The sequence below is a fragment of the Arthrobacter sp. cf158 genome, from assembly GCF_900106835.1.
In the GTDB taxonomy this organism is placed as follows: domain Bacteria; phylum Actinomycetota; class Actinomycetes; order Actinomycetales; family Micrococcaceae; genus Arthrobacter.
In genome coordinates, this window is the sequence record NZ_FNNR01000017.1 from 24,947 (window position 1) to 38,198 (window position 13,252).

At 62.8% G+C, this 13,252-nt stretch carries 14 protein-coding genes; 12 read left to right on the forward strand and 2 right to left on the reverse strand.

What is annotated here, in order from left to right:
• Position 1: 1 nt before the first annotated feature.
• The 11 genes from BLW08_RS22800 (at position 2) to BLW08_RS22850 (ending at position 9,609) form a co-directional block, all read left to right on the forward strand.
• Positions 2 to 892, forward strand: coding sequence for an amidohydrolase family protein (locus tag BLW08_RS22800; RefSeq protein ID WP_091328407.1), 891 nt, complete (start codon positions 2 to 4; stop codon positions 890 to 892).
• 1 nt (position 893) lies between these two features.
• A complete protein-coding gene (locus tag BLW08_RS22805; RefSeq protein WP_091328408.1) occupies positions 894 to 2,129 on the forward strand; it encodes an acyl-CoA dehydrogenase family protein in 1,236 nt (411 codons plus the stop codon).
• A 31-nt stretch (positions 2,130 to 2,160) separates the two neighbouring features.
• A complete protein-coding gene (locus tag BLW08_RS22810) occupies positions 2,161 to 2,616 on the forward strand; it encodes a MaoC family dehydratase (protein WP_024819759.1) in 456 nt (151 codons plus the stop codon).
• Between the two features lie 47 nt (positions 2,617 to 2,663).
• Positions 2,664 to 3,989 (forward strand): MFS transporter, encoded by a 1,326-nt coding sequence (locus BLW08_RS22815; RefSeq protein WP_091328411.1) that lies wholly within the window; start codon positions 2,664 to 2,666, stop codon positions 3,987 to 3,989.
• 12 nt (positions 3,990 to 4,001) lie between these two features.
• A complete protein-coding gene (gene menE / locus BLW08_RS22820; protein ID WP_091328412.1) occupies positions 4,002 to 5,552 on the forward strand; it encodes an o-succinylbenzoate--CoA ligase in 1,551 nt (516 codons plus the stop codon).
• Positions 5,549 to 6,019, forward strand: a complete 471-nt coding sequence (locus BLW08_RS22825; RefSeq protein ID WP_091328415.1) for a DUF3237 domain-containing protein — start codon at positions 5,549 to 5,551, stop codon at positions 6,017 to 6,019. The genes menE and BLW08_RS22825 overlap by 4 nt, the downstream gene beginning before the upstream one ends.
• 189 nt (positions 6,020 to 6,208) lie before the next feature.
• Complete coding sequence (locus tag BLW08_RS22830; RefSeq protein WP_090820577.1) at positions 6,209 to 6,703, forward strand: DUF805 domain-containing protein; 495 nt, start codon at positions 6,209 to 6,211, stop codon at positions 6,701 to 6,703.
• A 192-nt stretch (positions 6,704 to 6,895) separates the two neighbouring features.
• Positions 6,896 to 8,113 carry an L-2-hydroxyglutarate oxidase gene (gene lhgO, locus BLW08_RS22835; protein WP_091328417.1) on the forward strand — a complete coding sequence of 406 codons (1,218 nt, stop codon included), beginning with the start codon at positions 6,896 to 6,898 and terminating at the stop codon, positions 8,111 to 8,113.
• Between the two features lie 90 nt (positions 8,114 to 8,203).
• A complete protein-coding gene (locus BLW08_RS22840; protein ID WP_090820573.1) occupies positions 8,204 to 8,413 on the forward strand; it encodes a hypothetical protein in 210 nt (69 codons plus the stop codon).
• Between the two features lie 132 nt (positions 8,414 to 8,545).
• On the forward strand, positions 8,546 to 8,848 hold the full coding sequence (locus tag BLW08_RS22845) for a DUF4193 domain-containing protein (protein WP_090820569.1): 303 nt from the start codon (positions 8,546 to 8,548) through the stop codon (positions 8,846 to 8,848).
• Between the two features lie 215 nt (positions 8,849 to 9,063).
• Positions 9,064 to 9,609: an AMIN-like domain-containing (lipo)protein gene (locus BLW08_RS22850; RefSeq protein ID WP_091328419.1), complete on the forward strand. Its 546-nt coding sequence runs from the start codon at positions 9,064 to 9,066 to the stop codon at positions 9,607 to 9,609.
• A 107-nt stretch (positions 9,610 to 9,716) separates the two neighbouring features.
• On the opposite strand, the gene BLW08_RS22855 is transcribed toward BLW08_RS22850, so the two are convergent.
• Both BLW08_RS22855 and BLW08_RS22860 read right to left on the reverse strand, forming a co-directional pair.
• Positions 9,717 to 11,255: an APC family permease gene (locus tag BLW08_RS22855; RefSeq protein WP_090820565.1), complete on the reverse strand. Its 1,539-nt coding sequence runs from the start codon at positions 11,253 to 11,255 to the stop codon at positions 9,717 to 9,719.
• Between the two features lie 12 nt (positions 11,256 to 11,267).
• Positions 11,268 to 11,480, reverse strand: a complete 213-nt coding sequence (locus BLW08_RS22860) for an agmatine deiminase family protein (RefSeq protein WP_091328423.1) — start codon at positions 11,478 to 11,480, stop codon at positions 11,268 to 11,270.
• A 729-nt stretch (positions 11,481 to 12,209) separates the two neighbouring features.
• Here BLW08_RS22860 and BLW08_RS22865 point away from each other — a divergent pair.
• Positions 12,210 to 13,252, forward strand: a 1,043-nt coding sequence (locus BLW08_RS22865; RefSeq protein WP_091328425.1) for a 13E12 repeat family protein, incomplete at its 3' end; no start/stop codon positions are given.

Consider the following 13,252-nt stretch of genomic DNA (forward strand, 5'->3'; position numbering starts at 1 on the left):
CATGGCCACCCGCTACGAACTGGGCATCGACCCCGCAGCCCTGGACGGCATCGACATGCACGTCCACCTCGAAGTGGACAGCTGCGGCCACGGCTCGCTTCCCGAAGCTTTGACAGAGGCCTCGGCGAAGTACTTCAAGTCCGAGGACCGCACGCCATCGCTGGACCGGATCGCCGAGGTGTACCGCGAACTGAACATGGCCGCCGTCGTGTTCACTGTTGACGCCCGCACCCAGCTCAAGCACGAACCGAACAGCATCCCGGAACTGATCGAGGGCGCTGCCCGAAACAATGATGTTCTGATTCCGTTCGGCAGTGTGGACCCACGGACGGGGGAGGACGCGATCGCGGGAGCCAAGTACCAGGCTGTTGAGCTCGGCGCACGGGGTTTCAAGTTCCACCCGTCGCTGCAGGGCTTTGATCCGTCCAACGAGACGTTCTATCCCCTGTGGGAAACCCTCCAGGAACTGGGGCTTCCCTGCATCTTCCACACCGGTCAGAACGGCATGGGCGCTGGCCTTCCCGGCGGGTACGGGATCAAGCTGGCGTACTCCAATCCTCTGCTGCTGGATGCCGTTGCGGCTGACTTTCCGGGCCTGCAGATCATCATGGCCCACCCCTCGGTGCCGTGGCAGGACGAGGCGAACTCCATCGCGACGCACAAATCCAACGTGTTCATTGACCTCTCCGGGTGGTCACCGAAGTACTTCCCGGAATCCTTGGTTCGATTGTCCAATTCAGTGCTGCAGGACAAAGTGTTGTTCGGCACCGACTTCCCGCTGATCACCCCGCAGAAGTGGTTGGGTGCGTTCGCGGACCTGCCGTTGAAGGACGAGGTCCGGCCGAAGATCCTCAAAGACAACGCTGTGCGGCTGCTTGGGTTGGGTGGCTGAGATGACCGCAACGGCTACCACTAAGACCAGCCAGGAACAGCGGCTCTATTCTGTGGCGGACTGGTACGACGCCGAAGCTCTCCTGAGCACCGCGGAACGCCAAGTACTTGGCCGGCTGCGGGATTTCCTTGACGCCGAAGCCAAGCCCTTGTTGGCCGAGTACTGGGAGAAGGCGGAGTTCCCCGAGCAACTGGCCCGGCCGTTGATCGACCTGGACCTGATGGAACCGGCCGACCTCACTGTTGAGGCCCCTGCGAGGGGGATTTACCACGGCTTCCGGATCTTCGAACTGGCCCGCACGGATGCATCTTTGGCCACTTGGTACACCGCCCAGGCGGGGTTGTTCCGGACAGCCATCCGGGTGGGCGCGTCCGAAGAGCAGCAGAAGGAGTGGATGCCCAAGGTCATCGACTTCTCCCTCAAAGGCGTCTTCTCCTTGACCGAACCCGAGCACGGCTCGGACATCGCCGGCGGTTTGTCCACCACCGCCCGTTACGAAGAAGATCCCGACGGCGGCACGGGCTCCGGTGCTTGGGTTCTGGACGGTGCCAAACGGTGGATCGGAGGCGCGTCCACAGCCGACGTCCTGTGCGTATTCGCCCGCGATGTCGCCGACGGGCAGGTCAAAGCGTTCCTCGTTGACCGCACCGCTCCCGGGGTGTCCCTGGAGAAGATCCAGGGTAAAACTTCACTGCGGATGATGCAGAACGCCCACATCACCCTGAACAATGTCAGGGTTCCCGAAGCCATGCGCCTGCACAATGTGAACTCCTTCAAGGACGTGGCCGCTATGCTCCGGGCGATGCGCTCGGACGTTGCCTGGATCGCCGCCGGAATCCAGGCCGGGGCGTTCGAAGCTGCGCTTGCCTATGTGAAGGAGCGTCAGCAGTTCGGCAGGTCCTTGGGCTCCTTCCAGCTGGTCCAGGAGAAGCTGGCCCGCATGCTCGGCAACGTCACCGCTTCGCTTTCACTCATTGTCCGGCTGACCGAGCAGCAGGGCTGGGGAATCTACCGGGATCAGGACTCGGCCCTGGCCAAGATGCAGACGTCCCTGATGATGCGCGAAACCGTTGCCCTCGCCCGCGAAGTGGTGGGCGGCAACGGCATCACCCTCGACGCCGACGTCGCGCGTTTCCATGCCGACGCGGAAGCCGTCTACTCCTACGAAGGCACCCACGAGATCAACGCCCTGATCGTGGGCCGCGCCCTCACCGGCGCCAGTGCTTTCACCAACTAAATCTCTTCAAACAACAACACAGGAGGCAAAGATGCCCAATCTCGTCGTCGATTTCGACACCCTGCTCACCATGTCCGGCAAGGACCTCGGCACCACCGACTACCGCGAAATCACCCAGCAGCAGATCAACCTGTTTGCCGATGCCACGGACGACCAGCAGTGGATCCACACCGACCCCGAACGCGCCAAGGACGGTCCTTTCGGCGCTCCGATCGCGCACGGTTTCCTCACCCTGTCCCTGATCATCCCGTTCTGGGGCGAACTCTTCGACGTGGAAGGCGTGACCACCAAGGTTAACTACGGCCTGGACAAAGTCCGCTTCACCTCACCGGTCAAGGTCGGCTCCAAAGTCCGGATGAACGGCAGCATCGCCGAAGTCACCGAGGTCAAGGGCGGCGCCCAGATCAAGGTCAACGCCACCATCGAAATCGAAGGCCAGGAACGCCCCGCCGTCGTGGCCGAGTTCCTCGCCCGCTTTTACAAGTAAGCGATCCTCAAACCCACCTCCTTTCCCTCCTCTCCCAAGGAACAGCCATGTCAGGACGCACTGCGCTCGCACCAACGAGCACGGCCGCAAAGCGCAAAGAGGCGCGTACGGTCATCTTGTCCAGCTATCTGGGCAGCACCATCGAGTTCTACGACTTCCTGCTGTACGCAACGGCCGCCGCGGTTGCCTTCCCCAAAGTGTTCTTCGCCGGTACTGACGAGTGGGTGGGCGTAGTCGCCGCGTATGCCACGTTCGCCGCCGGCTATGTTGCCCGGCCTTTGGGCGGCATCATCTTCGGGCACTTCGGTGACCGGATCGGCCGCAAGGGCATGCTCATTGTCTCGATGGCCATGATGGGTATCGCCTCCACCCTGATCGGACTGATCCCGGGAGCCAGCGTCATCGGACCTTGGGGCGCTGTGATTCTGGTGATCCTCCGCGTTTGCCAGGGCATCGCCGTCGGTGGTGAATGGGGCGGGGCAGCACTCATGGCCTTGGAGCATTCGGATCCCAAGCGTCGCGGCTTTGCAGCGTCGTTCGTCAACGCCGGCGCCCCGACGGGTGCCGTTCTGGGCACGGTGGTGATGGGCATCTTCTCCGCCCTTCCACAGGATGCGTTCCTTGCCTGGGGTTGGCGGGTGCCGTTCCTGTTGTCCTTCGTGCTGTTGATCGTGGGCATGTTCGTGAGGTTGCGGGTTTCGGAGAGCCCAATCTTCGCCGAAGCCGTGGCCAAGGAGAGCGCCCAGGGCACCAAACGCAAGATCCCGCTGCTGGAAGTGCTGAAGCGTCCCAAGGCGCTGATCATGATCATGTTCGCCGGTGCCGCGGGCTTCGGCCTCCAGGTGGTGCTGCCCACGTTCTCCGTCACCTACGCAGTATCCAAGGGTGCACCACAACAAGGCGTGCTCTATGCCTTCGCGGGAGCCTCGGCCATCTCCATCCTTTTTGTCCTACTGGGCGGAAGGCTGTCCGATCGCTTCGGCCGCAGGCCTGTGATGGTCACCGGTCTGGCCCTGTTCATCCTGTACCTGTTCCCCATGTTCGGCATGCTCAGCTCAGGCAACATAGGGCTGGTCTTCCTGGCCTTCACCGTGGCCTTGGTCCTGCATTCATCCCTTTACGGACCTTTGGCCGCGTTCGTCTCCGAGCAGTTCGGCACCACCAACCGCTACACCGGTGCTGCCGTTGGCTACCAGTTGGCCACCTTGATCGGCGCCGGCTTCACACCTGGGATCGTCGCCGGGCTGTACAAGGACGCCGGTCAGAGCATCGTCCCCGTGGTGGTGTTCCTGTCCGTCATGTCGCTGGTATCGATTGTCTTCATCCTGCTGACGCGGGAGTCTAAGAACAACGACCTCTCTACGGTCAGTTAGGAGCACTGCACCATGGACAACAACGGAGTTGGATCCTGGCTGCACCGCCGCCGCGCCAAGTCGGGGCCCAAGACAGCACTCATTTCCGGCAGCCGAACCCTGAGCTACGCGGAACTGGCCGAGCGGACCGATCGCTTGGCCAACGCCCTCAAGGACAGGGGAGTGGCCAAGGGGGACCGGGTGGCATACCTCGGCGAGAACCATCCCTCCTTTGTGGAGACATTCTTCGCGTGCGGGCTGCTGGGAGCGATCTTCGTTCCGCTCAATACGCGTCTTGCCGCTCCCGAACTTCAGTTCCAGCTGCAGGACTCCGGAGCGCGCCTGCTCATCAGCGCCGCATCGTTGGAGGTCGTCGCCTCCGCATCCTGCGCGGACACCGGCGTGACCCATCGTCTTGTGGTGGCTCCCGACGGCGGCACTGACGGTTCCGCAGTAAAGCTGCCATCCGGCGTCGAGCACTATGGCGAGGCGATTGCCGCGGCGGCCACGACGCCGCTGGATGAGCCGGTGACCCTGGACGATGCCGCCATGATCCTCTACACCTCCGGCACCACCGGCAAGCCGAAGGGGGCGCTGCTGACCCACGGCAACATCACCTGGAACTGCATCAACACGGTGGTGGACATGGACGTGAACCGCAACGACGTGGCGCTGATGATCTCACCACTGTTCCACGTGGCGTCATTGGACATGGGCCTGCTTCCCATGCTGCTGAAGGGTGCCACCGTGGTGCTCGAGGCCAAGTTCGACGCCGGCCGGGTACTGGAATTGGTGGGCCAACACAGGGTCACCACCCTCAACGGCGTCCCCACCACGTTCCAGATGCTCTGTGACCATCCGGAATGGTCGACGGCGGATCTCAGCTCCCTGGACAAGCTCACCTGCGGCGGTTCCGCGGTTCCTGGCAGGGTTTTGGAGGCCTATGAAGCGCGCGGCATCGGATTTACCAGCTGTTACGGCATGACCGAAACTGCGCCCGGCGCCACCATGCTGCCCGTATCCAGGTCAAAGGAAAAGGCTGGCTCGGCAGGCCTGCCGCACTTCTTCACGGACGTTCGGATCGCCGATCCGTTGGGCGGCCTTGCTTCACCTGGTGCCGTGGGCGAAATCCAGATCTCCGGCCCCAACGTCATCAAGGAGTACTGGAACCGGCCGGAGGCCACGGCTGACAGTTATGCGGACTCATCCTGGTTCCGTTCCGGGGACATGGGCCACCAGGACGACGAGGGTTTCCTCTTCGTGTCGGACCGCATCAAGGACATGATCATTTCCGGCGGGGAAAATATCTACCCGGCAGAAGTGGAAGCCGCTATCGCCGAGCTGCCCGCGGTGGGGAGCGTGGCCGTCATCGGTGTTGCGGACGAAACCTGGGGAGAGGTTCCACGGGCCATCGTCACCCTGCGTGATGGCACCACCCTCACTGAGGAGCAGCTGCGCTCGCATCTGAGCGGCAGGCTGGCCAGGTACAAGATCCCCAAATCCGTGGTGTTCGTTGAGGAGATGCCGCGAACCGCCAGCGGGAAGATCCGGAAGATGGACCTCCGGAAGCAATTCGCGCAGTGACCACTTTTCCGGAGCCGCCCACGTTGACGTTCCTGGCATCCTTGAGCGTCGACGTGGGCGCGCCGATTGACGTGGGAGTCACGCCCGAGGGGCACCGCCGGATCATTCCCATTATTGGGGGAACAGTATCCGGTCCGGGGCTCAGCGGCCGGGTTCTTCCTGCGGGCGCTGACTTCCAGATTCTTCGCAGTGCCGAGCTGACTGAGTTGGATGCCAGGTACGCGCTGGAGCTGGACGACGGGTCTGTGGTGTTCGTGCATAACGTTGCGCTCCGGTTCGGGTCCGCGGAGGATATCGCCCGGCTCAACCGTGGGGAGGACGTGGATCCCGCGCTGATCTACTTCCGTTGCACGCCACGGTTCTCCACATCAGCCCCCGGGGTTGACTGGCTGAATCACGTGATCACGGTCGGAACAGGGCGCCGCAGGCCAGGTTCGGTGGAAATCGACGTCTTTACGGTCACCTGACGAAACGCGGAACTGCAAATAAAGAATGTTCCAGAGGGTTTTGGGCGACATATTCCGTTACTGGGCTAAATCAGGGTTAATTTCATCCAACGAACTGCCTAATTGGCCCCCGGGGCATTACGATAAGCACGACTCATCACTGAGTACGACTCATCTCCATGACTCACACCTACCCCGGGGGAAATACCAATGACCAGTTACCCGCAACAACCTCAACAGACCCAGCCGTACGCCGCGCAGGCCGGCGAGCCGCCGCTGTGGGCTCCGTATTACGGCGCTCCGATCGGCGCTGCAGTTCAGCGTTTCTTCAAGAAGTACACCGCATTCTCAGGCCGCGCCAGCCGCAGTGAATACTGGTGGGTCGCCCTTGTACTGGGCGTCATCGGCTTCGCCATTCAGATCCTCACCTTGGTTCTGGGCAGTGCCGGAGCCACCGTCTCTGCAAGCGGAACCACCACGCCGGGGCCCGGAGCCGTCGTAGGCCTTATTCTGGCCATCGTCTTCTATCTGGCAATCCTCATCCCGTCCATCGCCCTGCTGGTGCGTCGCCTCCACGACGGCAACTTCAGCGGATGGATCGTACTGATCGGCCTGATTCCCGGCTTGGGCGGACTTGCACTCTTCGTGTTCTCGCTCCTGCCGTCCAACCCGGCCGGCCAGCGTTTCGACCAGCCGACTGCATAGCCACATACGCAGCACGTCATCAGCACCACGCAAAAGGGGCGGCACGCCATGTGCCGCCCCTTTTGCGTGTGCGTGCCCTTTGCATGTGCGCTTTTGCGTGTCCGTCCCCTTGTGCGCACCCACAGCATGCAACCCGGCGAACCACTCCATGAAATGCTGTGAAGTGACGCGACCCCAACGACGAGGAGTGCCATGTCCAACCCTCCGGGCACCAGAACCATCAAGCGCTGCGCCGTGGTTGGCGGCGGGATCATAGGCATAGCCGTGGCCAGGGAACTCGCCAGCAAGCTTCCGGGCGCCCAGGTCACTGTTTACGAGAAGGAAGACAGGCTCGCCGCCCATCAGACCGGCCACAACTCCGGGGTGGTCCACGCAGGCCTTTATTACGAGCCCGGGGGCCTGAAGGCGCGGTTGTGCCGCAGGGGAGTGGAGCTGCTGCAGGAATTCTGTGCCACCAAGGACCTTCCCTACGAGGCCTGCGGGAAGCTGGTGATCGCCCAGACGCCGGAAGAGTCGAAGCGTCTCGACACTATTTTTGCCCGGGCTACGGCCAACGGAGTGCCCGGAGTGCGGATGCTGCGTGCCGGGCAAATACCCGAGGTGGAGCCGAACGCCGTCGGGCTTTCTGCTTTGCACTCGCCGGAAACGGCGATCGTTGATTACGCGGCCATCACCGAAGCTCTGGCCGACGACGTTCGGGCGTCGGGCGGGACTATCCGCCTTGGGCAGGAAGTGACATCGCTTGAGCAACAGGGCCGGGGCGTGGTGGTGTCAACGCAGGACGGCAGGGAACATTATGACCTGGTGGTGGCGTGCGCGGGGCTGCAATCGGACCGCCTGGCAAAGGCAGCCGGAGAGCCTGCCACGCCGCGGATCGTGCCGTTTTTTGGTCAGTACTTCCTGTTGGGCCACGAGGCACGTGACCAGGTAAGGGGCCTGATCTACCCTGTGCCGGATCCCAAACATCCATTCCTGGGAGTGCACCTCACCAAACGCATCGACGGCGAAATGATGCTCGGCCCGAATGCGTTCATCTCCTTCGGCCGTGAGTCCTACGCCTGGAAGGACGTGAAGGTGCGCGACATCCTGAATTACGCACTCTTCCCAGGATTCTGGAATTTTGCCCGGCAGAATGTGCCGTCCGCCGTCCGTGAATTCCAGACCGTCGTGAGCAAGCAGAAGTTCATCCGGGAAGCGGTGCGTTTTGTACCCTCGCTGGAGGGCGCCAGCATCATCCCAGGTACGCGTGGGGTCCGGGCCCAGGCCATGAACGGTGACGGTTCGCTGGTGGACGACTTTGTGATCGCACGACGCCGGGACGCAGTTTTGGTGCGCAACGCGCCGTCGCCGGGGGCTACCTCGTCCATGGCGATCGCGGAGTACATCGTGGAGCAGGCTTTGCAGGACTGATGCGCGGCCGCGAATTCAACGGCGCGATAGTTAACAAACCCGTGACGAAGCGGAAACGGCGTGCAAATCCGTGCCGGATAGCGTTGCCGCATGATCGCATCAGTAGCCTCGCTTGCAACCCGCATTGGCACCACCCTGGCGGCATGGATCGAGGCCGCCTACATTGTGGATTGCACTGGCCCGGAAGATTCAGTTGCCGGACAGGAAACCATCGATTTGACCTGGCTCCCGGCCCTGAGTGGAGTGACGGTGGCCGGTGCGCGGGCCATCCAATCACACGCGGAAAGGCCCCGTATTTAGCGGGGGGAACCGCTCGAAAAGCTGCAGAATGTCGCGTTGGGCACACTATTCGTTTATCGCGGGTACTATGCCCTAAACTGCTTCACTGAGGTGCCGGTATAGGCACTATGCAGCAACGAAAGCGAACCCTCAATGGCTACTGATTACGACGCCCCGCGCAAGACAGAAGAAGAGTCTCCCGCTGAATCGCTTGAGGCCCTTCAGGCATCCCGTGGGAACAGTGCGCAGACTGCAGTTATTGACGTCGAGGAGAACGATACCGCCGAAGGAATCGACCTTCCCGGTGCCGATCTTTCCGGTGAAGAGCTGACGGTCATTGTGGTCCCGGAGCAGTCCGACGAATTCACCTGTGGTTCCTGCTTCCTGGTCCGGCACCGGTCCCAGATTGCGTTGGAAAAGAACGGCCTCAAGTTCTGCAAGGACTGCGAAGGCTAAATAACGCCCGGGTCACGTTATCTTCGGTCACAAACATGGGCGCGAAGAGCTCGGAAGCAGCCTGAAAACGGGGCTGTTTCCGGCTTTCGATAACCCTCCTGTGATCACGCGGCAGCACCCTTAACGGTTGCGTGCCGAAGCGGCCACAACTCCTCCAAACCCTCGCTGGCGCTCCTAATGTTGAAGTATCAACTTCGCCTGAAGGGGGCACAAAAATGAGGAAATTTGGAGCGGGTTTGGCGGTGGTCCTGGCGGCCGCCGGGCTCGGTCTGGTGGCGCCGGGGCCAGCCTCGGCAGCAACATATTGCGGTATCACCTGGGGTTCATTGGCCAAAGCCGACCTGGATATGAGTTCCGCCAACGTCACCAACGTCCGCACGGGCCAACAGCCCTGCTACGACCGCTTGGTGATCGACATGACCGGCAAAGTGGCCGGCTATTCCGTTCGGTACGTTCCGGTGGTGACCCAGGATGCCACTGGCTATCCCATCCCGGTGCTCGGGGACGCTGACCTGCAAGTGATGGTGACGGCGCCGTCGTACAACCAGTATGGCCAGCCCACTTACGTTCCCGCAGCCAAGGCGGATCTCTCCAATGTGTCCGGCTACCAGACGTTCCGTCAGGTGGTTTTTGCCGGCAGTTTTGAGGGCACCACCAGCATCGGCCTGGGTGTCCGTGCCCGGCTTCCGTTCAGGGTGTTCACTTTGGACGGGCCCGACGGCGGGTCCCGGTTGGTGGTGGACGTGGCGCATCGCTGGTGACTGACGGGGCGCTGAAGTGCCCAGAACGCGGGAAAGCTGCCAATTCGCCCGGAGATATCCGGCGAACTGGCAGCTTTCCCACGACTTCGAGGGGTTACAGCGGCGTCTTACTCCGGTACAACCAGGGCCGGGGTGTCCTTGCGAATGGTCTCGCCGCGGAAGAACCCGGGCCGGACGCGGGACATGATCAGCATGACCACGGCACCCAAGGCCAGGATGCCAATGCCGAGTACGAACACCAGTCCAACTCCGAAAATCTCCGATCCACTGCCGAACTCAGGAGCCCAGCTGTCCACGGCGGTTTGCAGGAATACTACGAACAGTCCCACGCCACCCAGCAGCGGGCAGACGAGCCGCAGGAAGAAGTTCCTCACGCTGGAGAAGACACTGTTGCGGAAGTACCAGACGCAGGCGATGGCTGTCAGACCGTAGTAGAAGCAGATCATCAAGCCCAGGGCCAGGATGGTGTCGTTCAGGACGTTTTCGCTGATCACGTGCATCACCGCGTAGAAGCCCGCGGACAGGACGCCGGCCGCAATGGTGGCGAAGCCCGGCGTCGAGAACTTCTTGCTCATGTGGCTGAAACGCTCGGGCAGGGCGCCGTAGTGCGCCATGGCCAGCAGGCTGCGCGACGGTGACGTGAACGTGGACTGCAATGACGCTGCAGAGCTGGAAAGCACTGCGAGGGACATGAGGATGGCGAACGGACCCATGACCGGTGATGCCAATGCGGTGAAGACGTTGGCGTGGTTCTCGGCATTGTTCAGGCCAATTCCGGTATCTCCGACGCCGGCAAACATCATGGTGGCGATGGTGACCAGCAGGTAGATGCCCAGGACGATCACCGCGGTCAGTGTGCCTGCGAGGCCGGCGGTCTTCTTGCCGTTGGCGGTTTCCTCGTTCACGGTAAGGCACACATCCCAGCCCCAGTAGACGAAGATGGACAAGGAAATGCCTGCTGCGATTTGGCCGAAGGTTTCGATCTTGGTGACGTCGAACCAGTCCCAGCTGAAGGGGACAGCGGTCTCGGACGTGGACCAGTTGGCGAACGCCATGGCAACGAAAAGCCCCAGGACCAGCAGCTGGAATCCCACCAAACCGTACTGGACAATTTTGGTGGTGTGCAGGCCCCGGTAGCTGATCCACACCGCCAGTGCCACGAAGACGAAGCAGGTTGCCACGTTCAGGAGCTTGTCAGAGGCGAGATCGGCGAGTTCGGGCGAGCCCGTGGCTTGGGCCAGGAACAGGTAGAAGAAGTCCACGGCCACGCCGGCCAGGTTGGACAGGACAATGATGTTGGCTGCAAGCAGGCCCCAGCCGCCCATCCAGCCAACCCAGGGGCCGAACGCCTTCGTGACCCAGGTGAAGGTGGTGCCGCTGTCCGGGGAGTCCGCGTTGAGTTCCCGGTAGGCGAGCGAGACGAGGATCATCGGGATGAACCCGATCAGGAAAATGACGGGCAGTTGGAGCCCGACTTCGTTGACGGTCGGACCCAGCGCGCCGGTAAGCGTGTACGCGGGTGCGATAGTCGAAATGCCAAGAACGACGACGGCGAGGAGCCCCAACTGCCCCGTCTTCAGTCCCTTGCCGCTAATGTCGTGCGACTCTGCAGCTTCACTGCCGCTGCGTCGGATTGTCTGGCTCATGTGAGGCCCTTTCTAGATGGCCGAAGGCGTCTGCTGCGTGATGCAGCGGGTACTGCCGCCCCTGGAGAACTGTTGGTGCGCGTCAACAATGACCACACGGCGGAGGGGGTGGGCAGTGGCGGGAATGCGGAGGTTTTTCTCTTCCGTTTCCGGAGCGGGAACGTCGATGTTGTTCCGGTCCCGACCCGGCGGAGCCGTTGTTGACGGCTTCCGCCAAATACTCACGAGCAAACTGCCGGGATTGGGGCCGCGTGGATGATGCCGATCGAGGCGCTGATAGCCACCGCTTCGGCGAGACCGACGGCGGTCGTCGGGCGACTTGCGGCGGTGCGGGCCGAGGAGGCCGTGGCATCCGGGCGCGTCAATTCAATCATGGTGGTAAGTACTCCGGTGAGACGACAGTCACTAAATGAATAGTGTTCATTTAGTATGTCGGGAGTCACGCTTGAGCGCAAGAGCTGAAACGAACGCCGTTCATTTGTGACCAGCGGGAAGGGTCCCTGTGGGTGCTCAGTGGCGCCCTGGGACGACATGGCTCGGGGCTGCAGCGCGCACCGCCATGCCCGCTCCGCTGTGCAGCGGCGCGAGCGAGGGTGCCGGGTGGAGCGAGGGCGGTGCGGTGCGGGGCCGGTGGTGGGCGGCGCACTGAGTGGACGAAACCGCGTGGGGCTGCGGCCCGCTCTGCTGTCCAGTGGCGCGAGCGAGGTGCCGGGTGGAGCGGGGGCGGCGCGGTGCGAGGGCGGCGCGGTGCGGTGCGCTGCCTTCGGAGGGCGGTGCGCTGGTTGGGGACTGCGCGGCCGCCGAGGGGCCGCTCTCGGCACGTTGCCGACAGTTCAGAAGCTTGGCGGACTGGGCCCTCTTCTCTCGTGGGGTTGGTTGTCCACTTTGAGCCTGTTTTCCACATAGTGATGTTTGGGGCTGATAGTGCGGCGTGCCGGCTGGAAGAGTTGGGGCATGGAGCAAATTCGAGCCACGCAGACGCCGTCAGGCACGGCGCTCGCTCATGCCCCAAGGGCGTCGCCGGACGACTCCGGACCCCGGGTTTCTGATCTCATTGCCCTCTTGGGTGCCGTCCGTCTCGGTACCGTCAGCGGGGAGCTGATCGATCAGCTCCGAGGGTTGGAGGATCTGAAGTCAGCTATTACGGGTTTGCAGGCGCGGATAGCTGTTGCCTTTGATCTTGCGCAGCGGCAGGAACACGCTGCGGCGGGTGTGCCTGTGTCTGAGCGCGGCCAGGGGGTGGGCGCTCAGCTGGCGTTGGCGCGGAGGGAGTCCCCTCACCGTGGCTCCCGGCTGTTGGGATTGGCGAAAGCGTTGGTGGTGGAGATGCCCCGCACCCTGGCCGCCCTGGAATCAGGCCAGCTCAACGAGTGGCGCGCCACGCTGCTCGTGAAAGAGACGGCGTGCCTGTCTATGGAGGACCGGTGCGCGGTGGATGAAGAACTCGCCCCCGACACCGGAACATTCGAAGGCAAAGGCGACCGGTCCATCATCGCGGCCGTGAAAGCCGCCGCGTACCGGCGTGACCCACGCTCCGTCGCGCAGCGGGCGAGCCATGCCGCGAACGAACGCACGGTCAGTCTGCGCCCGGCACCGGACACCATGACCTACCTGACCGCGCTGCTGCCCGTCGCCCAAGGCGTGGCCGCGTATGCTGCGCTCACCCGGGCCGCCGACACCGCCCGCTCCACCGGCGATCCCCGAACCCGTGGGCAGGTCATGGCCGACACCCTCATCGAACGCACCACCGGCACACCCGGCGGGATCGCCGGGATCAACCTGGACCTCGTCATGACCGACCGAACCTTGTTTCAAGGCGACAGTGAACCAGCCCGCCTCAAAGGCTACGGAATCGTCCCCGCCGAATGGGCCAGAACACTCATCTGCACCACCAACCAGACCCCAAACAGGCAGGAGCGTGCGGGAGTGCAGGAACCAAGGCTTGGGTTTCAAGCCACGGGTGCGCAGGAACCAAGGCTGGGGCTTCAAGCCACGGG